Origin of the sequence: Nocardia takedensis NBRC 100417, from assembly GCF_000308695.1 — a bacterium.
GTDB classification, from domain to species: Bacteria; Actinomycetota; Actinomycetes; order Mycobacteriales; family Mycobacteriaceae; genus Nocardia; species Nocardia takedensis.
The window spans coordinates 65,708-90,648 of sequence record NZ_BAGG01000021.1; the positions used below are offsets into that span (position 1 = coordinate 65,708).

Consider the following 24,941-nt stretch of genomic DNA (forward strand, 5'->3'; position numbering starts at 1 on the left):
GTCGACGGCCGCGTGCCGCCGTCAGCCCCGGCGGGGGCGGGTGAGGCGACGGGCCCCGATCAGCAGCGCCGCCACCAGCACGACGCCGCCGACGACCAGCGTGAGCCGCATATCGTCGTCCTCGGTGGAACGCGGGGGATCGGCGCGCTGGTCCGTACCCGGCGGCGGCGCGGCGACCAGCACGGGGTTCTCGGGCGCGTCCGCCGAGGGCAGCGTGCCGACCGAACTGCCCGCGGGCAGTGCGAAGGCGTAGTCGAGCAGTCGCGCGGCCTGCTCCCACGGGCGGATCGGTTTCACCTCGGCCTGCAACAGCGACACCACCAAACGGCGGCCGTCACGCTGGGCGGCGGCGACGAAGGTCTGGCGCGCGTCGTCGGTGAACCCGGTCTTGCCGCCCAACGCGCCGTCGTAGTTGTAGAGCAGGTGATTGTCGTTGCCGATCGGGAAACCGGGGTGGTCGACGTCGTCCGGGTTCGCCGGATCCTTCGGGTAGCCGGGGAAGTCGACCTGTTCGGTGTGGATCAGTTCGGCGAACAGCGGGATGGTCATCGCCTCGCGGAACAGCAGCGACAGATCGTAGGCCGAGGTGCTCATCCCCGGCCCGTCAAGACCGGACGGACTGGCGGTGCGGGTGTCCAAGGCGCGCAACGCCTTCGCGGTCTCGTTCATCTTGGCCACGGTGGCCTCGGTGCCGCCGAGTTGGGCGGCGATCGCGTGCGCGGCGTCGTTGCCGGAGGCCATGATCAGCGCCTGCATCAACTGGCGGTTGGTGTAGCGCCCGCCCGGACCGATGCCGACGCGGGTGCCGTCCATGTCGGCGTCGGCCTGCGTGCCGGTCACCGTCTTGTTCAGGTCCAGCGCCCGCAACGCCACCGTCGCCAGCAGGACCTTGATAGTGCTGGCGGGCCGGTAGCGGCCGTGCGGGTCCTTGGCGGCCAACACCTCGCCGGTGTCGAGATCGGCCACCACCCAGGACGTGGCCGACAGGTCCGCGGGCGCGTCCGGCGCGCCGGCGGGCAGCACGACGCCACATTCGGCCATCCTGGCCCCGCCCAGTGCCGGTGTCGGCACCGGCAGCGCGGTCGGCGTCGGCTCGCCCGGTCGCGGGACCTCCGAGGAGTCGATCGCGGTGGGGGGACGGGACTTCTGCGGGCAGGCGTCGGTGTTCGGTGTCGTGAACGGCGTCGGCGTGGTGCTGCTCGGCGGTGTCGCGAACGCGGTCGGCCACAGCCCGCCGCCGACGGCGGCCGCCGCGACCAGGCCCGCGGCCAGGCAGCGGACGGCGGTGCGGCGAAGGTCGAGGGTGCTCATCGCCTCCGAGCCTATCGGCCGGGCGTGTCCGCGCGCCCCCGGCGCGGCCGGGTTCGCCCGCCGCCGCTGCCGGGCGTGTCGGCCGCCCGGGACGACGACGGGCACGTTCGCCGAGAATGCGACAGAATCGACGACATGTCGGTCGAAGATCCCACTGTCGGGAATCCCACCGGGTCGGGAAGGACCCGCCACCGGATACGCACCGAGGCGTATCGGCTTTTCCGGGAACGCGGCTACGGGGATACGACCGTCGAACAGATCGCCGAGGCCGCCGGAGTTTCCCCGAGCGAATTCCTGCGTCATTTTCCCACCAAGGATCAGGTGGTCCTCACCGCGCGCCTCGAGCCGCTGATGAAAACCGCCCTGGCCAGGGAACCGCGCGACCTGCCGCCACTCACCGCCTTCCGCAACGCCGTGACCACCGTATTCGTGAACCTGACCGCCGAGAATCTCGCCTTCGAGCAGGAACGCGAGGCGCTGCTATATCACATCCCGGATCTGCGGGCCGCCGTCACGACGCAGTTCGAGCGCGATATCGACGCGATTTCCGGACTGCTCGCCGAACGACTCGGCCGCGACGAAATGGATTTCGAGATCCGGGTCGCCGCGGGCGCGATCGCGGGATGCGGACTGGCCATCGCGAAGATGGTGCCGGTCAACGCCGACAACATCAGTCGGGCGCTGACGCTGTTGGAAGCCGGTCTGCCGTTGCGGGCCGAATGAGCGGATTCCCGCGCAGCGGGGTCTCGTCGTCCATGGTCGCGAAGAAATTCCCGAGCACGTCCTCGATCTCGTCGAGCGATTCCGCGCAATAGAGCACCGGTTGGTAATGGGTGATGTCGTAGGCGGCGGCGCCCATCGCCCACACGTCCAGCGGTCGCAACTCCGCGTGCCGGAATTCCTCGATCTCCCCGTAGGACGACAGCAGACCCGCACCGTAGCAACGGATCTCGCCCTCCTCGCGCAGCACGCCGAATTCCAGCGAGAACCAGAACACGTCGGCGAGGAATTTCAGCGCCCGCTCGGTGCGCAACCGGGCCGCCGCCGCGCCGACGGTCTCGTAGAGGGCCGCGAAACGCGGACTAGCCAGCTGGGTGGCGTGCCCGATGATCTCGTGCACGGCGTCCGGTTCCGGGGTGTAGAGCGGCGCGGAATGGTGGCGGATGTACTGGGTCGAATGGAAGACCCGCTCGGCGAAGGAACCGAAGAATTCCCGCAGCGGCACCAGACCCGCCGCCGGGACGTAGCGGAAACCCGTCAGCGGGGCCAGCGCGGCCCCGACCTCGGCCAATTGCGGAATGCGATCCGTCGGCAGCGCCAACCGCCCGGCGGCCGCGCGGATCTCGGCGCAGGCGTATTTCCGGTGTTTGCGCGCCAGTTCCACCGACACCGTGCGCCACACCCGCTGTTCGTCGGCGGTGTAGTCGACCGGCGGCGGCGCGTCGCCCGGCCGGTATTCCAGCGCCATGGCCGCGATGGCATTTCGCCTGGCGCGATATGCCCGGTCGTGGACGCCGGGATGTTCTTCGCTCAGGTGGACGGTCACGTCTCCCGTACCGGTGCGCGTCACCGGTGAATACAGCCGAGCCTCGGTGAACATGTGTCGATGCAAGCACCCCGGGGGCCGCGCGACAACAATCGACCCGCCGACTGCGCAGAATGCCTACGATTCGCCACCCGCGACGCCCGCTATGCCGCAAGATGACAAAAGTACGAAGGAGTACGAGGAGGACGTGTGATTTCCGTGCGGATCGATCTCGATCAGCGTTTGCTGGCCCAAGCCGCCGCCATCATGGGCACCGACGGCGGCAACGCCACGGTCAACGAGGCGCTGCGCCGGATCGTGGTGCACGAGCGGCAACTGCGACATCTGGAGCGGCTCGCGTCCCGGGAATCGCGCACGCTCGCCGCCCGCTGACCCCGCGCCGGACCGCCCGTCCGCGACCTGTCGGTGCGCGCCGGCATCATTGCCGTCACCAACGCATTCGAGGGGGCTGCGCATGTCGGTACCGATCGCCCATCTGCCGTCCGGCCAACGGCCGCGCGAACGTCTGCTGACGCTGGGGCCGCAGGTCCTCAGCGATCTCGAACTGCTCGCGCTGCTGCTCGGCCAGGGCAGGCCGGGAGCGAGCGCGCTGGACCTGGCCGCCGAACTGCTCGCCGAACACGGCGGCATCGCCGGTGTCGCCGCCGCGCGCCCGGAGGAACTGGCGCGCCATCGCGGCGTCGGGCACGCCAAGGCGGCGCTGATCTCGGCGGCCTTCCAACTCGGGGCCCGCGCGCGGCACGCCGGTCAGCGCGCGCCGCGTCTGGAACGCGCCGCCGACGTCGTCGCCGTGGCCGCGCCGCTGTTCGCGGGGGTGCGGGTGGAACGTCTGCTGGTCCTGGTCTGCGATGCCGGACATCGGTTGCGGCACACCGTCTTCGTCGCCGAGGGCGCGATCGACCGGGTCGCGGTCCCCGTCCGCGAGATCCTCAACGCGGTGCTGCGCCACGACGGGCGGGCCTTCGCGGTCGCGCACAACCATCCCTCCGGTGATCCCGCGCCCAGCCGGGAGGACCGCGCGGCCTCGGCGCTGCTGCGCTCCGCCGCGGGCACCGTCGGTCTGCGTTTCCTCGAGCACGTGGTGGTCGCGGGTGACCGCTGGTCGGTCGCCGCGCCGCTCACGGGCGTGTGAGGGTGCGGCCCCGGTGTCGGACGGTGCGGCGGGCACGTGCTGATATAGGCGTGCGTGCCGAACCGGTGGAAGGTGGTCCATGAACGAGACGCAGGCGCACGAACCCGGCTCGCCGCCGATCGGCGAGCGGGTCCGGGTCGCGGGGCGGCACCTGTTCCTGCTGCGCGCGGGCGAAGGCGGCCCGGCGGTGGTGTTCCTGCCGGGCGCGGGCGGGGTCGGACTCGACTATCTGAACCTGCACCGCGCGGTCGCCGAGTTCACCACCTCGGTGCTCTACGACCGCGGCGGCACCGGGTGGAGCGAATCCGCCGACCTGCCGCGCACCGCCAGCGAGGTCGCCACCGAACTGCGTTCGCTGCTCGCCGAAGCCGGCGTCCCTGGCCCGTATCTGCTGGTCGGCCACGGACTCGGCGGCGCCAACGCGCGCCGCTTCGCCCAGGTGTTCCCCGAGGACACGGCGGGTTTCGTCGGCTTGGAGCCGTTCCACGAGGAATGGGACGCCCACATGCCCGCCGATATGCACCTGGACCAGACCCCGGCCGTCGCGCCGGGCCGTTTCCAGACCGCGCTGCTGCGCGTGCTGTCGCGCCCGTTCTACCGCAAGCTGTACGCCGACTGGCCCGCCGAGGTGCGCCGCCCGCTGGTCGCGGGCCACGTCAGCCGGGAGTGGATGCTGGCGGGCGCGCGCGAGCGCCGCAACGCCACCGCCCTGCGCGCGGAACTGCGCGGCGGGCCCGCCTTCCCCGACATCCCCGCGGTCTATCTGGCCGCTCTCGGCGGCGACAACGGCCAACGCCGCGTGCTCACCAAGAAGATGCTCGCCGAACTCAACGACGCCAAGACCGCGCTCTACACCGCGGCGGCGGCCGAGGTCGGCGCGGGCGAGTTCCGCCCCGTTCCCGAGGCCAGGCACAGCACCTTCCACCTGGACGCCCCCGAACCGATCGTGGCCGTCATCCGCGCTCTGCACACCCGCGCGCGCACCGACTGACCGAGGCGCGTCGGCTCCGACGGGCGCGGTGACGAGGGCGATATCCCGGCGCGCGGCGGCTTTACGATCCACGAGCGCGGCGGTTTCGCGCGGACGCGCCGGAAACGACGAAGGCCGCCGCGCTCCGGGAGCGGGCGGCCTTCGCGGACCGGGGGATCAGCGGGTGAACAGCAGCGCCCGCTTGACTTCCTGGATGGCCTTGGTGACCTCGATGCCGCGGGGGCACGCGTCGGTGCAGTTGAACGTGGTGCGGCAGCGCCACACGCCCTCGACGTCGTTGAGGATGTCGAGACGTTCGCGCGCGCCCTCGTCGCGGCTGTCGAAGATGAAGCGGTGCGCGTTCACGATCGCGGCCGGGCCGAAGTAGCTGCCGTCGCTCCAGTACACGGGGCAGGAGGTGGTGCAGCAGGCGCACAGGATGCACTTGGTGGTGTCGTCGAACCGGGCGCGGTCGGCCTGGCTCTGGATGCGCTCGCGGGTGGGTTCGTTACCCGAGGTCATCAGGTACGGCTTCACCGCGCGGAAGGCGTCGAAGAACGGCTCCATGTCCACCACGAGGTCCTTCTCCACGGGCAGGCCGCGGATCGGTTCGACGGTGACGGTGATGTGCTTGTCGCCCGCGGGCAGCATGTCCTTCATGAGCAGCTTGCAGGCCAGGCGGTTGACGCCGTTGATGCGCATGGCGTCGGACCCGCACACCCCGTGCGCGCAGGAGCGCCGGAAGGTCAGCGTGCCGTCCAGGTAGGACTTGATGTAGATCAGCACGTTCAGGAACCGGTCGGTCGGCAGGACCGGCACCTGGAACGAATCCCAGTGCGCGCCCTTGTCGTCCTCGGGGTTGAACCGCGCGACCTTCACGGTGATCATGACCGACCCGTCCGGCACGGGAGCGGGCTTCTGCGAAGAAGGCGCTTCGGCTACAGCAGTCATCAGTACTTACGCTCCATCGGCTCGTATCGGGTCTGCACCACCGGCTTGAAGTCGAGGCGGATCTCGGAGAGGAGGTCGGCGCCTTCCTTGTACGCCATCGTGTGGCGCATGAAGTTGACGTCGTCGCGATCGGGGTAGTCGTCGCGGGCGTGGCCGCCGCGCGATTCCTTCCGGTTCAGCGCGCCGACGACGGTGACCTCGGCCAGTTCGAGCAGGAAGCCCAGCTCGACGGCCTCGAGCAGATCGCTGTTGTAGCGCTTGCCCTTGTCCTGCACGGTGATCCGCGCGTAGCGCTCCTTGAGGGCGTGGATGTCGGTGAGCGCCTGCTTGAGGGTGTCCTCGGTGCGGAACACGGCGGCGTTCATGTCCATCGTGTACTGCAACTCGGTCCTGATGTCGGCGACCCGCTCGTTGCCGTGATCGGACAGGATCAGCTTCAACCACTCCTGCACCATCTTGGCCGGCTCCTCCGGCATCTCCACGAATTCGGTGCGCTGGGCGTACTCCGCGGCGGCGATGCCCGCGCGGCGGCCGAAGACGTTGATGTCGAGCAGCGAGTTGGTGCCCAGGCGGTTCGAGCCGTGCACCGACACGCACGCGCACTCGCCCGCGGCGTACAGGCCGGGGACGACGTCGGAGTTGTTGCGCAGCACCTCGCCGCGGATCCGGGTGGGGATGCCGCCCATCACGTAGTGGCAGGTCGGCATGACCGGCACCGGTTCCTTGACCGGGTCGACGCCCAGGTAGGTGCGGGAGAACTCGGTGATGTCGGGCAGTTTCTCCTCGAGCACTTCCTCGCCGAGGTGGGTCACGTCGATGTAGACGTAGTCCTTGTTCGGTCCGGCGCCGCGGCCCTCGAGCACCTCGAGCACCATCGACCGGGCGACGATGTCGCGGGGCGCGAGGTCCTTGATGGTGGGGGCGTAGCGCTCCATGAACCGCTCGCCGGAGGCATTGCGCAGGATGCCGCCCTCGCCGCGGACCGCCTCGGAGATGAGGATGCCCAGACCCGCCAGACCCGTGGGATGGAACTGGTGGAATTCCATGTCCTCGAGCGGCAGGCCCTTGCGGAACACGATAGCCATGCCGTCACCGGTCAGGGTGTGGGCGTTGGAGGTGGTCTTGTACATGCGGCCGGAACCGCCGGTGGCGAACACGATCGACTTGGCGTGGAAGACGTGCAGTTCGCCGGTGGCCAACTCGTAGGCGACCACGCCGGTGGCGACCGGTCCGCGCTCGGATTCGGTGAGCACCAGGTCCAGCACGTAGAACTCGTTGTAGAACTCCACGTCGTGCTTGACGCAGTTCTGATAGAGCGTCTGCAGGATCATGTGGCCGGTGCGGTCGGCGGCGTAGCACGCACGGCGCACGGGGGCTTTGCCGTGGTCGCGGGTGTGGCCGCCGAACCGGCGCTGGTCGATCTTGCCCTCGGGGGTCCGGTTGAACGGCAGGCCCATCTTCTCCAGGTCGAGCACGGCGTCGATGGCCTCTTTGGCCATGATCTCCGCGGCGTCCTGGTCGACCAGGTAGTCACCACCCTTGACGGTGTCGAAGGTGTGCCACTCCCAGTTGTCCTCTTCGACGTTGGCCAGCGCCGCGCACATGCCGCCCTGGGCCGCGCCGGTGTGGCTGCGGGTCGGGTACAGCTTGGTCAGCACCGCCGTCCGGGCGCGGGGACCGGCCTCGATCGCCGCACGCATGCCTGCGCCGCCCGCTCCGACGATCACGACGTCGTAGCGATGCTCCTGAACGCGGGAATCAACACTCATGTGAGGTGGCCTGTTCCTAACTGATGTTGGGGTCGAAGGTGAAGATGACGTACGTGCCGACGCCCATGATCAGGATCATCGAGACAGCGAGGGCGGTGTTGAGCCAGAACCGGGTGGAGTCCTTGCGCGAGTAGTCCGCGATGACCGTGCGCAGGCCGTTGCCGCCGTGCAACTGGGCCAGCCACAGCATGGTCAGGTCCCAGATCTGCCAGAACGGGCTCGACCAGCGGCCCGCGACGAAGGCGAAGTTCAGGCGCTTCACGCCGCCGTCGAGCAGCAGCATGATCGCCATGTGGCCCAGGACCAGCGCGATCAGCAGCAGGCCGGAGAACCGCATGAACAGCCAGGCGTACTTCTCGAAGTTGTTGTTCGAGCGGGCACGCGGGGAGCGCGGGGAGTCCAGGCTGGCCGGACGGTCGTAGGACTTACCGAGTACAGGTGCGCTCATGGGTATCAGTGCTCCGTGAACAGGTAGAAGAACATGCGGCCGATCGCGGGCGCGGCCAGCAGCACCAGGACGCCCAGCACGATCCACAGCATCAGGCGCTGGTACTTGGGGCCTTTGCTCCAGAAGTCGACCAGGATGACGCGGACGCCGTTGAGTGCGTGGAACAGCACGCACACGACCAGGCCCATCTCCATGAGCGCGACGATCGGGCTCTTGTAGGTCTCGATCGCCTCGTTGTAGGTGGCCGGGCTGACGCGCACCAGGGCCGTGTCCAGAACGTGGACGAACAGGAAGAAGAAGATCGTGACGCCGGTGATGCGGTGCAGTGCCCACGACCACATTCCGGGGTCGCCTCGGTACAGCGTCTTCCGCTTCGGCTGGGCCGGAGCTTCAATCGTGGTCATAGAGTGCCGTGCCTCCAACGTCGTCGATGGACTCGGTCGCAAGTCCGAGCGCAGGCCGCGTCGGGAGGGGTGAATGCCCAGGTGGGTAACACTCCGGCCCGCCGCCGGGAACCTGAACCGATCTAGTTCTGAACTCTAATCCCCCCGCAATCGCGGAACTAATTCGGCGTGCCGTGCGTTGCGCTACATTGGGCGGAGTTAGGCTTACCTTTCTTGATGCGTAATGGGGTGCGCCGGGGTTCTGGCGCGCCCGCGTACGGCGCGTTACAGTGGAGCGGGGCGATGACGGAAATCGACTGGAATGTCTTGCGTGACAATGCTATTGAAGTCATGCGGAATGCCTATGCACCCTACTCGCGGTTTCCGGTCGGAGCTGCGGCTCTCAGCGCGGATGGCCGAATTGTGCGCGGTTGCAATGTGGAAAATGTCTCATACGGATTAGCCCTCTGCGCCGAATGTGTACTCATCGGTAACTTATTCGCGGGCGGTGGCGGCAGGCTGGTGGCCGTCTCGGTCAGCGATTCCCGCGGCGAAATCCTCATGCCCTGCGGACGGTGCCGACAACTGCTGTACGAGCACGGCGGACCCGATCTGCTGGTCGACCATCGCGCGGGCCCTGTCCCGCTGCGGCGGCTGCTGCCCGACGCCTTCGGCCCCGACGACCTCGACGCCGGGCAGACGTGATCGAACCCGTGCCAGACTGGCCGATGTGACGGCACTGGACGCGGTTTCGATCATCACCGCCAAGCGCGACGGCGGCGAACTCGCCGACACCCAGATCGACTGGATCGTGGACGCCTTCACCCGCCGCGCCGTCGCCGACGAACAGATGGCCGCCCTGGCCATGGCCATCCTGTGGCGCGGGATGACCCGCCGCGAGACCGCCCGCTGGACCGCCGCCATGATCGCCTCCGGCACCCGGATGGACTTCACCGACCTGCCGCGCCCCACCGTCGACAAGCACTCCACCGGCGGCGTCGGCGACAAGATCACCCTGCCGTTGGCCCCGCTGGTCGCCGCCTGCGGCGCCGCGGTGCCGCAACTGTCCGGCCGCGGCCTCGGCCACACCGGCGGCACCCTGGACAAACTCGAGGCCATCCCCGGCTGGCGGGCCGAGGTCCCGGTGGCCCGGATGCGCGAGATCCTCACCGACCCCGCGATCGGCGCGGTCGTCTGCGCGGCCGGGGCCGACCTCGCCCCCGCCGACAAACGGCTCTACGCGTTGCGCGATGTCACCGGCACCGTCGAATCCATCCCGCTGATCGCCAGTTCGATCATGAGCAAGAAGATCGCCGAAGGTACGGCGGCGCTGGTCCTCGATGTCAAGGTCGGGTCGGGGGCGTTCATGAAGGATCTCGACTCCGCGCGGGAACTTGCCGCCGCCATGGTCGAACTGGGCCTGGACTCCGGGGTGCGGACCGTCGCCCTGCTCACCGCCATGGACACCCCACTGGGCCGCACCGCCGGCAACGCGCTCGAAGTCGCCGAATCGGTGGAGGTGCTCGCGGGCGGCGGCCCCGCCGACGTGGTCGAGCTGACCCTCACGCTGGCCCGGGAGATGGTGGCCGCCGCGGGCCTGGACGCCGACCCCGCCGCGGCGCTGGCCGACGGACGCGCCATGGACCACTGGCGCGCGATGGTGCGCGCCCAGGGCGGCGACCCCGATGCACCGCTGCCGCGCGCCCGGCACACCGAGACCGTCCGCGCCGACCGCGCCGGCGTGCTCACCCGACTCGACGCGATGGGGGTCGGCCTCGCCGCCTGGCGGCTCGGCGCGGGCCGACGACGCCAAGGCGACCCGGTGCAGTTCGGCGCGGGCGTCGAACTGCACGCCGTGCCGGGCGACCGGGTGATCGCCGGACAGTCGCTGATCACCTTGCACACCGACACCCCCGACGCCTTCCCTGCCGCCCTGGCCGCCCTCGACGGGGCCTACGACCTCGCCCCTGCCGATTCGAACCCCGCCCCCACCGCCGTGTCGCGGGTCCTCGGGCGTGTCGCCGGCTGAACGGGCGGTGAGTGCCGCCACTGAGCTGCCGAGCGGGCACAACTGCGGCTAACGTGTGTGCATGACAGGACCGATGCCACTGACCCTCGCCTCGATCCGCCAAGCTCCCAAGGCACTTCTGCACGACCACCTCGACGGTGGTCTGCGGCCCGCGACCGTGCTGGAGCTCGCCGCCGATTGCGGTTACGCCGACCTACCCGCCACCGACGCCGAAGCGCTCGGTTCCTGGTTCCGCGACGCCGCCGACAGCGGATCGCTGGAACGCTACCTGGAGACCTTCGCGCACACCGTCGCCGTCATGCAGACGCCCGCAGGCCTGCGCCGGGTCGCCTCCGAATGCGCCCAGGACCTCGCCGCCGACGGCGTCGTCTACGCCGAAGTGCGCTTCGCCCCCGAGCAGCACCTCGAAGCCGGACTGAGCCTGGACGAGGTGGTCGAACACACCCTGGCCGGCTTCCGCGAAGGTGAGGCCATCGCCGCCGCCGAAGGCCGACCCATCGTGGTGACCTGCCTGCTCACCGCCATGCGCCACGCCGCCCGCTCCCGCGAGATCGCCGAACTCACCGTGCGCTGGCGCGACCGCGGCGTCGGCGGCTTCGACATCGCGGGCGCGGAGGCCGGGTATCCGCCCAGCCGCCACCTCGACGCCTTCGAGTACATGCGCGCCAACAGCGCGCACTTCACCATCCACGCGGGCGAGGCGTTCGGCCTGCCCTCCATCCACGAGGCACTGGCCTTCTGCGGCTGCGACCGACTCGGCCACGGTGTGCGCATCACCGACGACATCGACGTCCCCGGCGCGATCGAGGACGCCCGGCTCGGCCCGGTCGCCAACTACGTGCGCGACATGCGAATTCCGCTGGAACTGTGTCCGTCGTCGAACGTGCAGACCGGCGCGGTGCCCTCCCTCGACAAGCACCCGTTCGACCTGCTGGCGCGGCTGCGCTTCCGCGTCACCGTCAACACCGACAACCGGCTCATGAGCGACACCACCATGAGCCGGGAGATGCACAAACTGGTCGAGACCTTCGGCTACGGGTGGAGCGACCTGGAACGGTTCACCATCAACGCGATGAAATCGGCGTTCATCCCGTTCCCCGAACGCCTGCGCATCATCGACGACATCATCAAACCCGGATACGCCGTACTGCTGGGCTGAGCCGAACCGCGGTCCGAGCACCGCGATGTCACACTTCCCGACGCGGTCTCGTCCTCCCGGTGACACCACCAGAGAAGGAGACTTCCCATGCGCATCGCGGTTCTCGGAGCCACCGGACGGATCGGCCGCAAGACGGTCGAGGTGCTCACCGAACGCGGACACGACGTGGCGGCGCTCAACCGCGCCGCCGGCGTGGACGTCTACACCGGCGAAGGACTCGAACAGGCACTCGCGGGCGTCGGGGTGGTGATCGACGCCGTCAGCGTCGGAACCATCGACACCGCCGAGGTCATCGACTTCTTCGGCACCGTCGCCACCACCGTCCAGCGCGCGGCCGCCGCGGCAGGCGTCCGGCGGATCGCGCTGGTGTCCATCATCGGCATCGACCCGTTCACCACCGGCCACTACGCGGGCAAACTCGCCCAGGAAACCGCCTACCGGCGCGGTCCCGTCCCGGTCCGCTTCCTGCGTGCCGCCCAGTTCCACGAATTCACCGAGATGATGCTCGACCGGACCACCAGCGGCGACACCGCCTACGTCCCGGAAACCCGCACCCAACTGGTCGACTTGCGCACCGTCGCCGAACACCTCGCCGACTACGCCACCGCCGCCGACGCCCCCGACACGATCGAAGTCGCGGGTCCGCACGCCCTCGATCTGGCCGCCGCGGTCAGCCGCCTCGCCGCACGCCGCGGCAGCCCGGCCCACGTCACCGAGGTCGGCGACCCGTCCGACCCGGAACAGAAACTCCGCGCCGCCGGAGCCCTGCTCCCCGGCCCCGACGCCTTCACCGGCGGCCCCACCTTCGAGGAATGGCTGGACCGCCACTACCCGGCGTGACCAACCCGGACGGCGTCAGGAGCCTGCCGCGGGCGCAGCCTGTGGTTACTCGTCGGTGGTGTCGGAACGGTCGGACGGGGTGGCCGATTCGGTCGGTGGCGATTCGGCGGGGATGCCGGGTGTGCTGTCGGCGGCCAAGGGGCCCGAATCGTCTACCAGGGGGCGGGGGACGCGGCGGATGCGGCGGGGGAGACGGTTCTTTCCGCCGTTCGCGGTGCGCAGCGCCACTGGGTCGTCGTGGGTGAGATCCCGGTCTCCGGCATCGGGGGTGTGCGGGGCTTGCTCGCTGACCGTGTTCTCGGTGTGGTCGGCCTCGGCGTGGTCGCCCGAACCGGCGGCGGGGGATTGCTCCGGTTCGGCCGACCAGGCGCGGGTGTGCTGGGTATGCGCCGCGACTTCGTCGTCCAGCGCCGTCGCGGGGCTCGCGCCGGTGCTGTCGGAACCGGTGGTTCGGGACAGATCGTTCGGGCCCGACTTCGGGGCCTCGGCCGTCTCCGGGAGCGCACCGGATTCGACCGCGTGCCGTGAGCCGTCGACATCCGCCGCGTCGGAGGAGTCGGCCGGGTACCGGGCGAGACCGGCCAGCGGGGCATCGGCGGTGTAGGGCGCGTCCGCCGAACCGGTGAGGTCGCTGCGGCGCGGATCGCCCGGCGCGGAGTCTTCGCCCACGGGATCATCGACGCCGTGGACATCGCTGCCGGTGGGGATGCCGCCGACCGGATGCCCGGCCCTCGAGTCCTCTCCCACCGGGTACTCGCCGTCGGCGTCCTCGTAAGGGCGGGACAGCGGGTCGGACGGGCGGGGTGCGTCCTGATCTCCGGGCGACCACTCGGCATACGGGTCGGCGTGGGGGAGTGGGCCGTCGTGATGGACGCCGTTGCGCGGCGCGGAACCGCCGTAGGGTCCGCCGAGCGGGGGAGCGTATCGAGGCGGTGCGTCGAACGGCCGCCCGAACGCGCCTCGAGCGGGGGAGGGCAGGGGCACGGCGGGGTTGTGCGCCACGTACGGTTCGGCGGCCGTGAGGACGGCGTTGGCCAGGCCGGTGCGCAGGGCGGCGAGGAATTCGTCGTCCGGCCCGCCGGACTCGCGGCGGCCGATCTCGGCCAGACAGGCACGGATCGCGGTGACCTGGTCGCCACGCAGCGCGCGCAATCCGAGTTCCACCGGACCCGGGTCCTCCGGGGTGCCGAACAGCGGGGCCGGGACGAGTTGCCGCAGGGATTCGCGCAGATCCTCGTGGAAATCGCGGCGGCAGGCGGCTTCCTGGGCGAGATTCTCCGGTGACCAGACGATCTCGTACCCGCTGAGCCACACCTCGAAGCTGCGACTGGGCGCGCGGGCCTCCGGATCGACGCCGCCGCCGTACGGGGAGACCGCCCGGACGGTGTGGCAGGCGGGTTCGGCGCCCGGCGCGATGGACAGCGTGATCGAGCGCGGTTCGTTCGGGTCGCCGCTGTAGGTGACCGACTCCGCGTCCGGCACCGGGCGCGGCCCGAAGTACTGGTCTTCGCGGAACGGGTAGAAGATCGGCTGCCAGGAGTCGATGCCGAAGGCGAACTCCTCGGTCGGCCACCACGGGTCCGCGGTGACGGTGACCGATTCCGAGGAGTAGTACCGCGCCCCGACCCAGATGCCCGACCGGCAGAGCATGGGATCGGCGGCATAGTTCTCGACGTGGAGTCCGTGGCCTGCCAGCGGACCCCGTACGCGACGCACTTCCCGCAGACGGTTCACAACCGATTCCTCCTCGCGACGATCGCGGGATCAGTTATCTCCTGGCAACCAGGCTAACGTGCCGCGGGAGGACGGTGTGGTCGAACGCGGGTGCGGACTACTTCTGGTCGAGCCGCGCCTCGAAGGCCCGCTCCAGATCGCGCCAACTCTGCGCCTCGGCCTGGAACGGCGGATTCGGGGCCATCCGGGTCGGATCGGGATTGAGCAGGTAGGAGACGTACCAGCCCAGCGGCGTGGACTGCGCGAGCGCCTGCTCCACGGCGTCGTCCTCGGCGTAGTCGGCGGCGTCGGTGAACAACTCCACCGCCAAGTCGAGTTGGTCGATGTCGACGGCCTCCGGGCCCTGCGACAGATCGTCGGCCAGACCGGTGAGCACGTAGACGTTCTCGTCGCCGACCTCGACCTCCAGCGAACCGTCCACGGCCGCCGTCTGCACGTCGGTGTAGGTGCTGACCTTGGCCAGATCGTGTTCGTGATCGTCGGCGAGGTAGCGGGCCAGCGACCGCTCGGAGCCGAAGACCGTGATGCTGCCGTTCTGGCCGAGGAAGATGGGCTCGTCGTCGAGGTAACAGCGCAGCGTGAAGAACTCGCCGTCGGAGGTGATGATCTTGACCGGGTCGATGCCGACCTCGTGCCAGAACGTCAGCTCCTCGTCCTCCTCGTCCTCCTCGTCGTCCGCGTCGAGGTCGACGGATTCGAACTCCTCGTCCTCCTCGCCGTCGGCGGCGTCCTCGGCGTCGATCTCGTTCTCCTCGGCGGCCAGCAACTCCGCCTCGGCGACGGCGACGGCCTTGGCGTCGACCTCGGGGGTGGAGACCACCGAATCGATGGCGTCGAGTACGGCGTCCCAGTCCTTGGCGATGGCCGCGCCGATCTGGTCCCAGAGTTCCTCGCCGTCCCGGCCCACGAAGGTGCCGATGCCGGAGGGCAGCGCCCCCAGGATCGGATTCGCGCTGAAGAACTTGGTCACGGTCTCGAGTTCGCAGACCTCGCCGATGTTGCGGACCATCGCGAGCGTGTCCTCCAACTCGGCGATGGATTCCACGTCGGGGTCGGCGGCGGCCAGTTCGGGCACCGCGACCAGATCGTAGGTGTGGTTCTCCACCGGCTCCAGCTCGGCCGCCGACAGCCCGGCCACGATCTTCCAGGCCGGATGGTCCACCAGGTCGTTGTCGGAGTCGGTGCGGATGAACGCCGCCAGCTCCGCCACGGACTCGAATCCGTACAGCGAATCCTCGTGTCCGAGGAACGCCTCCCACTCGTCGTCCCCGTCTCGCCAGTGCGGTGCCCACAGGGTGACGAGATCGCCGTCGGTCAGGCCGAGCTCGATCGGGACGATGTCTCCAGAAGCCATGAGCGGAAGCCTATCGACCTTCGGTGTCAGGCACTATCCGGCCCGCCCCCAACGCCGCCCGCGGGCTGTCCGGCGGCGGGCGCGAACGACTCGTTCAGTGTCGCAACGACCTTGGAGCGCTGTTCGCCGGCGTCCTCGCTGGCCTGCCTGCACGCCCAGATGATCAGCTGACCCACCTCGGCCGGAGCCATCGAGGTGACACCCTCCGACAGCGACAGACCGACCAGCGCGCCGTCGCTGTTCACCTCGACGCTGACCACCCCGTCCTCGGTGGTGAACTGCCCGCGTACCTGCTTGAGGCCGTACAGCGCGGCCTCGAGCGCCTCCAGTTTGGCCGTCGCGTTGGCGACGAGGGCGTCCATCTCGGCACTCATGCCCGAACCTCTCCGGCCGTCCCCGGCCCCCTCACGATGCTCATACCGGCCTCATCCAGCTCGTCGGCCCGGTGTCGGCGTCATCGATGCGGTCGAGTTCGTCGACCGCCTGCTGCCGGGTGGGCAGGCCGAGGCGGTCGAGGATGTCGGCGGGCATCCCCGCCTCGGTGAGGACCTCGCGCCGGCGGGCGCGGGCGGCGATGGCCGAGCGCTGGGTCAGGCGCAGGATCTCCGCGGCCAGCGCGGCCGCGCCGTACCGGTACTCGCTGCGCTCGAACTTGATCTCCACCGGCATGCCCTGATCGGTGGCGCGCACCGCGATGGTCCCCGAGCGATTCGTACTCCCGGCGACCGTCACGTTCGGAACGGGCTGCGATTGCTGCGGATTCACCGGTTGGCTCATGCTGTCGGCCTGTAGAAGCCGTAGAACTCCATACCCACGTTCTCCGTTCGGATGGAACTGACCGAGACCGGATCGCCGGCCTCGACGAGCTGGCCGTTGCCGACGACCATCGCGACGTGGCCGTCCCATACGGCCAGATCGCCCGGCATCAGATCACCGGGGGACACCTGCGGATGTCCGATGTGCTGTTCCTGGGCCAGACGCGGCAGTTCGACGCCGGCCTCGCCGTAGGCGTATTTGGTCAGGCCGCTGCAATCGATGCCCGACCCGGGGGAGTTGCCGCCCCACACGTACGGGGTGCCGACCGCGCCGAGCGCGGACTTGACCGCCGTGGCCGCCTTCTCGTTGGGGGCCTCGACCTCGCTGCCGTCGGGCAGGGTGATCTTCACCCCGCTGCCCGAGGTCGAGCCCGTCTGCTGATTCGTGCTCGGTGTGCTGGGCGTACCCGTCGACGCCGATTTGGCCGCCGTGGCGGTGCTCGCGCTCGACGCCGCCGTGGACACCGGTTTGCTGAGGGTGCTGAGCATGCTGCCCGCACCGCCCGCCAGACCGACCAGACCGTCGAGCCCGGACTTCGCGACCGAGGTGACCGCGGCGGGCATGGAGGCGGTCGAGGTGGACGGCGGCGGCGTCAACTCGTTCATCGCCGCCGTCTGGGTGTCGAGTTCGTTGCGGGTGCGCCCGACGACCGTCAACCCCTGGTTCAGGTGGTCGATGGCCGAGCCGACCAGCACGGTGAGCCCCTGCGGCGTGGCGATCGCCGGACCGAGGGCGGTGGCCTGGGAGACGAAGGACTGGACGACGCCGTTGAGATCCTTCTGACCCGTCTCCACGTGCGCGGCGGCCTGGTCGACCACCGTGGCCATCTCGGTGCCGCGGTCGGCGATGGTGGCGGAGGAGGTCTGCACGCGCAGCGCCTTGGCGGTGGCGGCGTCGGCGGCCACGCCGTCCCACGCGGTGTTCATCTGGTTGATGCTGCCGCGGCTGACCTGGTGCAGCTGATCCAGAACCGAGGAGGTCGAATTCAGCGCGCCCGAGGGGCCGTCGGCGGGCATGACGCCGGACCCGAAGCTGGACAGCAGATCCAACAGCGGTTTGACCAGCAGGTTGATATCGATCACCGGCTCATCCGTCCAGATCGGTGGACTTCAGCGCGGCCGCGTTGTTCAGATCGGTCTCGGTGAGGACCGAGGCCGCGCCGGCCGTCGCGCCGCCGAGACTGGCCAGCACCGCGGACAACTGACCGATCGAGGCGACGTGCCCCGCGTGCGCGGCCGAATAGGCCGCCATGAAATCCCCGCCGATCAAGCCCATGATGGGACCCAGCAGCGCCGGTGACGCGCCCGCGGCCCCCGCCGCCGCGGCGGCCATCTCCCCGGACATGCCCTCGGCGGTAGCGCTATATACCGCAATACCTTCGGCGTCGGCCGACATCTTTCGCATAGTGCTCCCCCATCTGTTCGTTCCCAGGCAGAGTACGTCATCCACCTAGTACGACGCGCCTGCTTCCCGATCGGTTCCGGCCCGTCCGGAAATTTTCGGGTCCGCGTGCGACGCCGAACGCGCCCGTCGACCTTATCGTTCCCTCATGCGCACGCACATCGTGGACCATCCGCTCGTCGCCGCCCTGCTCACCGCCCTGCGCGACGAGCGGACGCCCAATCCCGTCTTCCGCGCGGCCCTGCGCGATCTCACCGGAGTGCTGGTCTACGAGGCGCTGCGCGAAGCACCCGTGACCCGGTTCGAGATCCGCACCCCGGTCGCGCCCACCGAGGGCGTGCGCCTGGCCGCGCCGCCGCTGCTGGTCCCGGTCCTGCGCGCGGGCCTGGGCATGGTCGAGGCGGCGGCCGCGCTGATCCCCGACGCCCGTGTGGGTTTCGTCGGCGTGGCCCGCGACGAGAACACCCACCAGCCCGAGCCGTACATGGAATCGCTGCCGGAGGACCTGTCCGACATCCCGGTCTACGTGCTGGATCCGATGCTGGCCACCGGCGGCTCGTTGCGGTACACCCTGGAACTGCTGGCCGCGCGCGGGGCGGTCGACGTGACGGCGATCTGCGCGGTGACGGCGCCGGAAGGCATTGCGGCCGTGCAGGAGTCGGGCCTGCTGACCCGTCTGGTCGCCGGTGTCGTCGACTCCGGTCTCAACGCCGACGCCTACATCGTGCCCGGCTTGGGCGACGCGGGCGACCGCCAGTTCGGCCCGCGCTGAGCGTTCCGCGCTGAGAGTTCAGTGCTGAGATTTCACAGCCCCGAACAGAATTCACGCAGTCCGGCCAAGCGCGCGGCGGCGGCGACGCGCGCACGGCCCAGGTCGGCGCGGCCGGCCACCGGTTCCACGACTTCGAGGTAGCACTTCAATTTCGGTTCGGTCCCCGACGGCCGGATCACGACGCGACTGCCCGCGCCGGTGAAGATCAGCGCGTCGGTGCGCAGTCCGCCGCGCGCCCGCGCCTGATCGGTGAACTCGACCGCCGCGCCCGCGATGGCGGCGGGCGGCGTCTCCCGCAAGCGCGCGACGACGGCGTTCGCGGCGGCGATATCGGTCGACCGCAGCGACACCTGATCGCCGGCGTGCAGACCGAATTCCACGGCGAGATCGTCGAGTTCGTCGGTGAGCGTCCGTTCGTCGGTCTTCTGCCGCGCCACCAGGTCGGCGACCAGCACCGCGGCCGTGACACCGTCCTTGTCACGCACCTCGGCGGGGTCCACGCAGTGGCCGATGGCCTCCTCGTAGGCGTAGGCCAGGTCGGCGCCCGCGCGGGTCAGCCATTTGAACCCGGTGAGGGTTTCGGCGAAGCGTCCGCCGCGCGCCGCCGCGACCCGCGACAGCAGGCGCGAGGACACGATGGTGGTGGCGACCAGCGCGCCCGGCAGTGCGCGCAGCACCCGGTCGCCCAGCAGTACGCCGGTCTCGTCGCCGCGCAGCATCCGCCACCCGTCGGGGCCGGGGACGCCGACCGCGCAGCGATCCGCGTCGGGGTCCAGCGCGATCGCGACGTCGGCGTCGACCCGCTCCGCCAGCGCGAGCAGCAGATCCGCCGCACCCGGTTCCTCGGGGTTGGGGAAGGCGACGGTGGGGAAGTCGGGGTCGGGTTCGAATTGTTCGGCCACCACGTGCACGTCGGTGAACCCGGCCGCGGCCAGAGCCGCCACCGCCGTCTCCCCGCCGACCCCGTGCAGGGGCGTGAGCGCGATCCGGATCGGTGTGCGCGCGCCCGGTCCGCCGAGCAGTTCGGGAATCCGGGCCGCGCGCGCGAGGTAGCGGCGCACCAGTTCACCCGTGGGATCAGAACCGAGGTCCGCCACCCGGGGGAGGGTGGGTACGGCGACCGCCGCGCGCGGGACCGGCGTGGGCGTCGCCTCGATCGCCGCCTCGATCTCGGCGTCGGCGGGCGGGACGAGTTGGCCGCCGCCGTCGAGATACACCTTGTAGCCGTTGTCCCCGGCGGGATTGTGCGAGGCCGTGATCTGCACGCCCGCGACCGCCCGCAGCGAGCGCACCGCGTAGGCGAGCAGCGGTGTGGGCAGCGGGCGCGACAATTCCAGCACCGCGAAACCGGCCGCCGCGAACACTTCGGCGGTGGTCTCGGCGAATTCCGCCGACCCGTGCCGCGCGTCCCGGCCGACCACCACGAGTCCGCCGCCGAGGCACTTGTCGCGCAGCCAACTCGCCAGGCCCGCGGTGGCGCGGGCGACGGTGTCGACGTTCATGCCGTCGGGGCCGTCCTCGATCGGCCCGCGCAGTCCGGCGGTCCCGAAGCGCAGCATGGACCCGCGCCTAGATCCGCTCAAGGATGCCGCGCAGCAGTTTGCCCAGGCGCGGCGCCGCGGCATGCCCTTCGGCCAGCACCTCGGCGTGCGACAGGTGCTCGCCGGTCACGCCCGCCGCCAGATTGGTGACCAGCGAGATGCCGAGCAGACGCGCGCCCAACGCCCGGCAGGCGATGGCCTCGAGCACCGTCGACATGCCGACCAGGTCGGCCCCGAGCGTGCCGAGCATCCGCACCTCGGCGGGCGTCTCGTACTGCGGACCCGTCAACCCCGCGTACACGCCTTCGGCGAGGCTCGGATCGACCTCGCGCGCCAGCGCCCGCAACTCCGGGTCCCAGGCGTCGACCAGGTCGACGAAACTGGCTCCGCGCAACGGCGTGCGACCGGTGAGGTTGAGGTGGTCGCCGATCAGCACCGGGTCGCCGACCTGGAATCCGGGCCGGATCCCGCCGGCGGCGTTGGTGAGCAGCACGGTGTGCACCCCCGCCGCCACCGCCGCGGTGACCGGGTGAACGACCTCGGCGGGCTGGTGGCCCTCGTAGAGATGTCTGCGGCCCATCAGCAGCAGGACCGGGGTGTCGTCGACGGCGACCGAATGCACCATTCCGACATGTCCCTGCGCGCTGGGCGTGCCGAAGCCGGGGAGTTCCGACATGGGCACCGACGCCAGCGGCGTCCCGATCTCGGCGGCCGCGTCCTGCCAGCCCGATCCGAGGACCACCGCGACCCGGTGGTGCTCGACTCCCGTACGTTCGGCGATCGCCTCGGCGGCCTGTTCGGCAAGCATGCGCTCACTCTATCGGCCTGTCCCGAGGGCGCACGGCGACCATTTGCTACCCGTCAGTAGGAAACCGGCCGGGCGCGCGTTAGGCTGCGCGCATGCCATATCTGGAGCGCCACGCCGAGGTCTTCGTGCTGACCCTGGGCAACGAGGGACAAACCGACAGCGAGAACCGCTTCCACCCGGACTGGATCGACGAGTTCCACGCCCTGATCGACGAGGTCGAAGCCGGTGACGGCCCTGCGGCCCTGGTCACCGTCGCCACCGGCAAGTTCTTCAGCAACGGTCTCGACACCGACTGGCTCTTCGCCAACCTCGACCGGATGCACGGCTACCTCGACCGCGTGCACGGCATGTTCAGTCGCCTGCTGGCCCTGCCGCTGCCCACCGTCGCCGCGGTCAACGGCCACGCCTTCGGCGCGGGCGCGATGCTGGCGCTGTCGCACGACTTCCGGATCATGCGCGCCGACCGCGGCTATTGGTGCCTGCCGGAGATCCACCTCGGCATGCCGTTCACCGTCGGGATGAACGCCCTGCTGAGCGAGCGGTTGACCAACCAGGTCTGCGTCAAGGCGATGACCACCGGTCACCGTTTCTCGGCCCCCGAGGCGCTGGCCGCGAACATCGTGGACGAGGCCGTCGACGCCGAGGCGTTGCGCGAGACCGCGCTCGCCCGCGCCGGGGCACTGGCCGGCAACCGCAAACCGATGCTGTCGGTGATCAAGCGCGCCCTGCACGCCGAGGCGCTGGCCGCCCTCGCCGTCCCCACCACCCCGGAGAATCTGGCCTTCGGCACGAACTGAAACCGGGCGGGGGTGACGCCCCGCCGCCCGGCGCACCGCACCCGATCCCCGGCGGAGTGCCAGACTGTCAGCCATGCCCGCACCGCGCAGCGACGCCACCGTGGCGGCCTCGGACGAGGCGGTCGCGGCCGCGTCGCGACGGCTGATCGAGCTGTCCCACGCCCTGCACGCCGAACCGGAACTGGCCTTCGCCGAGACCCGCAGCGTCGCCAAGGTCCTCGAACCGCTGCGCGAGCGCGGCTTCGAGATCGAGTCGGGCGTCGCCGACCTGCCCACCGCCTTCCGCGCCCGCTACGGCAGCGGTCCGCTGACCGTGGGACTGTGCGCCGAATACGACGCGCTGCCCGGGATGGGCCATGCCTGCGGGCACAACATCATCGCCGCGACCGCCGTCGGCGCCGCCCTCGGCCTGGCCGAAGTGGCCGACGAACTCGGTCTCACCGTCGTGGTGCTGGGCACCCCCGCCGAGGAGAGCGGCGGCGGCAAGGTGCTCATGCTCGAACGCGGCAGTTTCGACGACATCGCGATGGCGATGATGGTCCACCCCGGCCCCGCCGAGATCGTCGGCGCGCGCTCGCTCGCCCTGGCCGACATCGGGGTGGTGTTCCACGGCCGCGAAGCCCACGCCAGCGCCGCGCCGGAACTGGGGCGCAACGCCGGCGACGCCGTCACGATCGCGCAGGTGGCCCTCGGGTTGCTGCGTCAACATCTCCGTCCCGGACAGCAACTGCACGGTATAGTCGGCGAAGGTGGCGTAGCCCCCAACATCGTGCCCGGACGTGCGGAAGTGCTGTATTACCTGCGCGCAGTCGACTCCGCATCCCTCGACGAGCTGACGCGTCGCGCGTCGGCCTGTTTCGCGGCGGGCGCGTTGGCGACCGGCTGCACCCACGAGATACGGACGCTCGCTCCGACCTATACCGAGCTGACGCCCGATACGGCACTGCTGAGTGTCTATCGCGAGCAGATCACCGGCCTGGGCCGGGTGCCGATCGCCCCGGAACTCGAGGAGCGCCGCCCGCTCGGCAGCACCGACATGGGCAATGTCACCAACGTCATCCCGGGCATCCATCCGGTCATCGGCATCGATGCGGGCGGGGCGGTGACGCATCAGCCCGGGTTCGCCGCGGCCAGCGTCAACGCCTCGGCGGATCGTGCCGTGATCGACGGTTCGCTGGCGCTCGCGCGTACCGCGATCGCCGTCGCGCGCGATGAACTACACAGGGACAGGCTGTTGCAACGGTTGGTTCAACGACAGGAGGGCATTCGGTGAGCACTATCGGCGGATCGGCGGCTCAGACGGAAGGAGGTGGGTGCACGATCACGCAAGAACCCGGGGACGACGTTCTCGGCGCCACCTCCGGACCGGAGGCCGTCGATGCGTGGCTGGACGAGCACACGGTCGACCTCGTCCAATGGCGGCGGCACATCCACGCCAACCCCGAACTGTCCCGCGCCGAGTTCGCCACGACGGAATTCGTCTCGTCCTGGCTGACCAAAGCGGGCCTCACGCCGCGGCGCATGCCCGGCGGCACCGGGTTGATCTGCGACATCGGCCCCGCCGACGCCCCCCGCATCGGACTGCGCGCCGACATGGACGCCCTACCGCTCCAGGAATTCACCGGCCTGAGCTTCGCCTCGACCGTCCCCGGCGTCTCGCACGCCTGCGGCCACGACGCCCACACCACCATCCTGCTCGGCACCGCGCTGGCGCTGGCCGACCTCGACCTGCCCGTCGGCGTCCGCTTCGTCTTCCAACCCGCCGAAGAGGTCATGCCCGGCGGCGCGATCGACATGGTCGCCGCAGGCGTCATGGAAGGCGTCGACCGCATCTTCGCGCTGCACTGCGACCCCCGCCTCGAAGTCGGCCGGGTCGGCGTGCGCGTCGGCGCGATCACCTCCGCCGCCGACACCGTCGAACTCGTCCTGGACTCGCCCGGCGGACACACCTCCCGCCCCCACCTGACCAGCGATCTGGTCTACGCCATCGGCACCGTCATCACCGGACTGCCCGGCCTGCTCAGCCGCCGTATCGATCCCAGAACCAGCACCGTCATGGTCTGGGGCGCGGTGTCGGCGGGCAAAGCGCCCAACGCCATCCCGCAGACCGGCATGCTCACCGGGACCGTGCGCACCGGCGACCACGCCACCTGGTCACTGCTCGAACCCATGGTCAACGAGATCGTCGACGGACTGCTGGCCCCCACCGGCGTGCGCTACCAACTGAACTACCGCCGCGGCGTGCCGCCGGTCGTCAACGACGAAGAGTCCACCCGGATGTTCGAGAACGCCATCCGCGCCCTCGGCCCCGACGCCCTCGCCGACACGCCCCAATCCGGCGGCGGCGAGGATTTCTCCTGGTACCTCGAGGAGGTGCCCGGCGCGATGGCCCGCCTCGGCGTGTGGTCCGGCCAGGGCGAACAGTTGGACCTGCACCAACCTACGTTCGACATCGACGAGCGAGCGTTGGCGGTCGGAGTCCGGGTGATGAGCAAACTCATACTCGACCAGCGCTGACGAACCCAGGGGGCGGGCTCGACCATCGAAACCGAGCCTGCTCCCCGGCCTGTCGCGTGTCAGACCGATCCGGGGCCCACGTTGCGGCTGTTGCGGGTTCGCAGGGCGTGGACGTACTCCTCCGGCGCGCCGGACTTTTCGGCGGCGTCGGCCATGACGCCCAGGTAGCGGGCGGAGGGTAGGCCGCCTTCGTAGGCGTCGAGGACGTAGAGCCAGGCGAGTCTGGGTTCGGTGCCGCTGCCGGGGCTGGGGGTGACGCGCAGGCGGATCTTCTTGTGGATTCCGAAGTCCGAACCTTCCCAGCGATCGAGGCGTTCCTCGTCTTCCGGGGAGACGTCGTAGAGCACCACGAACACGCGGGAGCCAGGTTCTTCGACGACCGTCGCCAGCGGTCCTTCCCAGCCGATGTCGTCGCCGGCGAAGGTGAGTCGCCAGCCCTCCAACCAGCCCGTTCCGGACATGGGGGAGTGCGGACAGCGCTCGAGCATCTGGGACGAGTCCATATTCGACCCGTAGGCGGCGTAGATCGGCACGACGCAAGGGTAGCCAATAACCTTGGCGGATCGCCCCTATCCCGCCCAGAGTGCGCTCCGAGGGCGTCATATGGGGCATGCAAGGGGGGTTGCGTGCGTCTCGGACGGGTCGAGTCGGCAAGCGTTGCCG

General features: G+C 70.2%; 27 protein-coding genes. 12 read left to right on the forward strand and 15 right to left on the reverse strand.

Features of this window, described 5'->3' with window-relative positions; translation table 11 throughout:
- Positions 1 to 21 precede the first annotated feature (21 nt).
- Entirely contained in the window at positions 22 to 1,311 is a 1,290-nt protein-coding gene (locus tag ON30_RS05265) for a D-alanyl-D-alanine carboxypeptidase family protein (protein WP_051028955.1), read from the reverse strand.
- Positions 1,312 to 1,446: 135 nt separating this feature from the next.
- On the opposite strand from ON30_RS05265, the gene ON30_RS05270 reads away from it, so the two are divergent.
- A complete protein-coding gene (locus ON30_RS05270; RefSeq protein ID WP_040704628.1) occupies positions 1,447 to 2,034 on the forward strand; it encodes a TetR/AcrR family transcriptional regulator in 588 nt (195 codons plus the stop codon).
- On the opposite strand, the gene ON30_RS05275 is transcribed toward ON30_RS05270, so the two are convergent.
- Positions 1,982 to 2,911: a phenylalanine 4-monooxygenase gene (locus tag ON30_RS05275; RefSeq protein WP_040704629.1), complete on the reverse strand. Its 930-nt coding sequence runs from the start codon at positions 2,909 to 2,911 to the stop codon at positions 1,982 to 1,984. The genes ON30_RS05270 and ON30_RS05275 overlap by 53 nt on opposite strands.
- A 135-nt stretch (positions 2,912 to 3,046) precedes the next feature.
- On the opposite strand from ON30_RS05275, the gene ON30_RS05280 reads away from it, so the two are divergent.
- The 3 genes from ON30_RS05280 to ON30_RS05290 all read left to right on the forward strand — a co-directional run bounded on the left by ON30_RS05280 (position 3,047) and on the right by ON30_RS05290 (position 4,980).
- Positions 3,047 to 3,229 (forward strand): type II toxin-antitoxin system VapB family antitoxin, encoded by a 183-nt coding sequence (locus ON30_RS05280; protein WP_040704631.1) that lies wholly within the window; start codon positions 3,047 to 3,049, stop codon positions 3,227 to 3,229.
- An 82-nt stretch (positions 3,230 to 3,311) separates the two neighbouring features.
- Positions 3,312 to 3,989: a RadC family protein gene (radC, locus tag ON30_RS05285; RefSeq protein WP_040704632.1), complete on the forward strand. Its 678-nt coding sequence runs from the start codon at positions 3,312 to 3,314 to the stop codon at positions 3,987 to 3,989.
- Positions 3,990 to 4,068: 79 nt separating this feature from the next.
- Positions 4,069 to 4,980: an alpha/beta fold hydrolase gene (locus ON30_RS05290; protein WP_040704634.1), complete on the forward strand. Its 912-nt coding sequence runs from the start codon at positions 4,069 to 4,071 to the stop codon at positions 4,978 to 4,980.
- 156 nt (positions 4,981 to 5,136) lie between these two features.
- Here ON30_RS05290 and ON30_RS05295 read toward each other — a convergent pair whose 3' ends face one another.
- The 4 genes from ON30_RS05295 to sdhC are packed head-to-tail and all read right to left on the reverse strand — an operon-like array spanning position 5,137 to position 8,531.
- On the reverse strand, positions 5,137 to 5,910 hold the full coding sequence (locus ON30_RS05295; protein WP_040704635.1) for a succinate dehydrogenase iron-sulfur subunit: 774 nt from the start codon (positions 5,908 to 5,910) through the stop codon (positions 5,137 to 5,139).
- The gene (sdhA, locus tag ON30_RS05300) at positions 5,910 to 7,679 is read right to left on the reverse strand and encodes a succinate dehydrogenase flavoprotein subunit (RefSeq protein WP_040704636.1); all 1,770 of its coding nucleotides are present in this window, start codon (positions 7,677 to 7,679) and stop codon (positions 5,910 to 5,912) included. Before sdhA ends, ON30_RS05295 begins: the two co-directional genes overlap by 1 nt.
- Positions 7,680 to 7,695: 16 nt before the next feature.
- A complete protein-coding gene (locus tag ON30_RS05305) occupies positions 7,696 to 8,127 on the reverse strand; it encodes a succinate dehydrogenase hydrophobic membrane anchor subunit (protein ID WP_040704637.1) in 432 nt (143 codons plus the stop codon).
- Positions 8,128 to 8,132: 5 nt separating this feature from the next.
- Entirely contained in the window at positions 8,133 to 8,531 is a 399-nt protein-coding gene (sdhC, locus tag ON30_RS05310) for a succinate dehydrogenase, cytochrome b556 subunit (RefSeq protein WP_083911151.1), read from the reverse strand.
- A 282-nt stretch (positions 8,532 to 8,813) separates the two neighbouring features.
- Between sdhC and ON30_RS05315 the strand changes: the two genes are divergently transcribed.
- From ON30_RS05315 to ON30_RS05330, 4 genes are all read left to right on the forward strand, one after another.
- A complete protein-coding gene (locus ON30_RS05315; RefSeq protein WP_040704638.1) occupies positions 8,814 to 9,215 on the forward strand; it encodes a cytidine deaminase in 402 nt (133 codons plus the stop codon).
- A 25-nt stretch (positions 9,216 to 9,240) separates the two neighbouring features.
- Positions 9,241 to 10,539 carry a thymidine phosphorylase gene (locus ON30_RS05320; RefSeq protein ID WP_051028956.1) on the forward strand — a complete coding sequence of 433 codons (1,299 nt, stop codon included), beginning with the start codon at positions 9,241 to 9,243 and terminating at the stop codon, positions 10,537 to 10,539.
- Between the two features lie 61 nt (positions 10,540 to 10,600).
- On the forward strand, positions 10,601 to 11,698 hold the full coding sequence (locus ON30_RS05325) for an adenosine deaminase (RefSeq protein ID WP_040704640.1): 1,098 nt from the start codon (positions 10,601 to 10,603) through the stop codon (positions 11,696 to 11,698).
- A gap of 87 nt (positions 11,699 to 11,785) precedes the next feature.
- Complete coding sequence (locus ON30_RS05330; RefSeq protein WP_040704642.1) at positions 11,786 to 12,538, forward strand: SDR family oxidoreductase; 753 nt, start codon at positions 11,786 to 11,788, stop codon at positions 12,536 to 12,538.
- A 45-nt stretch (positions 12,539 to 12,583) separates the two neighbouring features.
- Here ON30_RS05330 and ON30_RS05335 read toward each other — a convergent pair whose 3' ends face one another.
- The 6 genes from ON30_RS05335 to ON30_RS05360 form a co-directional block, all read right to left on the reverse strand.
- A complete protein-coding gene (locus tag ON30_RS05335; protein WP_040704643.1) occupies positions 12,584 to 14,272 on the reverse strand; it encodes a serine/threonine-protein kinase in 1,689 nt (562 codons plus the stop codon).
- Between the two features lie 97 nt (positions 14,273 to 14,369).
- Positions 14,370 to 15,626: a SatS C-terminal domain-containing protein gene (locus ON30_RS05340; protein ID WP_040704644.1), complete on the reverse strand. Its 1,257-nt coding sequence runs from the start codon at positions 15,624 to 15,626 to the stop codon at positions 14,370 to 14,372.
- A 26-nt stretch (positions 15,627 to 15,652) separates the two neighbouring features.
- Entirely contained in the window at positions 15,653 to 16,000 is a 348-nt protein-coding gene (locus ON30_RS05345) for a YbaB/EbfC family nucleoid-associated protein (protein WP_040704647.1), read from the reverse strand.
- A gap of 40 nt (positions 16,001 to 16,040) precedes the next feature.
- Entirely contained in the window at positions 16,041 to 16,403 is a 363-nt protein-coding gene (locus ON30_RS05350; RefSeq protein ID WP_040704648.1) for a hypothetical protein, read from the reverse strand.
- Positions 16,400 to 17,524: a C40 family peptidase gene (locus ON30_RS05355; RefSeq protein WP_040704649.1), complete on the reverse strand. Its 1,125-nt coding sequence runs from the start codon at positions 17,522 to 17,524 to the stop codon at positions 16,400 to 16,402. The genes ON30_RS05350 and ON30_RS05355 overlap by 4 nt, the downstream gene beginning before the upstream one ends.
- Before the next feature lie 4 nt (positions 17,525 to 17,528).
- Entirely contained in the window at positions 17,529 to 17,837 is a 309-nt protein-coding gene (locus ON30_RS05360; RefSeq protein ID WP_306307324.1) for a hypothetical protein, read from the reverse strand.
- A 154-nt stretch (positions 17,838 to 17,991) separates the two neighbouring features.
- Here ON30_RS05360 and upp point away from each other — a divergent pair, with 154 nt between their 5' ends.
- On the forward strand, positions 17,992 to 18,615 hold the full coding sequence (gene upp / locus ON30_RS05365) for a uracil phosphoribosyltransferase (protein WP_040704652.1): 624 nt from the start codon (positions 17,992 to 17,994) through the stop codon (positions 18,613 to 18,615).
- 32 nt (positions 18,616 to 18,647) lie between these two features.
- Here the strand turns inward: upp and ON30_RS05370 are convergent, their stop codons facing one another.
- Together ON30_RS05370 and ON30_RS05375 are read right to left on the reverse strand one after the other, a co-directional pair.
- On the reverse strand, positions 18,648 to 20,240 hold the full coding sequence (locus ON30_RS05370) for a phospho-sugar mutase (RefSeq protein ID WP_051028957.1): 1,593 nt from the start codon (positions 20,238 to 20,240) through the stop codon (positions 18,648 to 18,650).
- The gene (locus tag ON30_RS05375; RefSeq protein ID WP_040704654.1) at positions 20,185 to 20,964 is read right to left on the reverse strand and encodes a purine-nucleoside phosphorylase; all 780 of its coding nucleotides are present in this window, start codon (positions 20,962 to 20,964) and stop codon (positions 20,185 to 20,187) included. The genes ON30_RS05370 and ON30_RS05375 overlap by 56 nt, the downstream gene beginning before the upstream one ends.
- 92 nt (positions 20,965 to 21,056) lie before the next feature.
- Here ON30_RS05375 and ON30_RS05380 point away from each other — a divergent pair, with 92 nt between their 5' ends.
- The 3 genes from ON30_RS05380 (at position 21,057) to ON30_RS05390 (ending at position 24,278) form a co-directional block, all read left to right on the forward strand.
- The gene (locus tag ON30_RS05380; protein WP_040704655.1) at positions 21,057 to 21,761 is read left to right on the forward strand and encodes an enoyl-CoA hydratase/isomerase family protein; all 705 of its coding nucleotides are present in this window, start codon (positions 21,057 to 21,059) and stop codon (positions 21,759 to 21,761) included.
- Positions 21,762 to 21,834: 73 nt separating this feature from the next.
- A complete protein-coding gene (locus ON30_RS05385) occupies positions 21,835 to 23,034 on the forward strand; it encodes a M20 family metallopeptidase (RefSeq protein ID WP_051028958.1) in 1,200 nt (399 codons plus the stop codon).
- 113 nt (positions 23,035 to 23,147) lie between these two features.
- Positions 23,148 to 24,278, forward strand: a complete 1,131-nt coding sequence (locus tag ON30_RS05390) for a M20 family metallopeptidase (protein WP_040704749.1) — start codon at positions 23,148 to 23,150, stop codon at positions 24,276 to 24,278.
- 59 nt (positions 24,279 to 24,337) lie between these two features.
- Here ON30_RS05390 and ON30_RS05395 read toward each other — a convergent pair whose 3' ends face one another.
- Entirely contained in the window at positions 24,338 to 24,811 is a 474-nt protein-coding gene (locus ON30_RS05395) for a gamma-glutamylcyclotransferase family protein (protein ID WP_040704657.1), read from the reverse strand.
- Positions 24,812 to 24,941 lie beyond the last annotated feature (130 nt).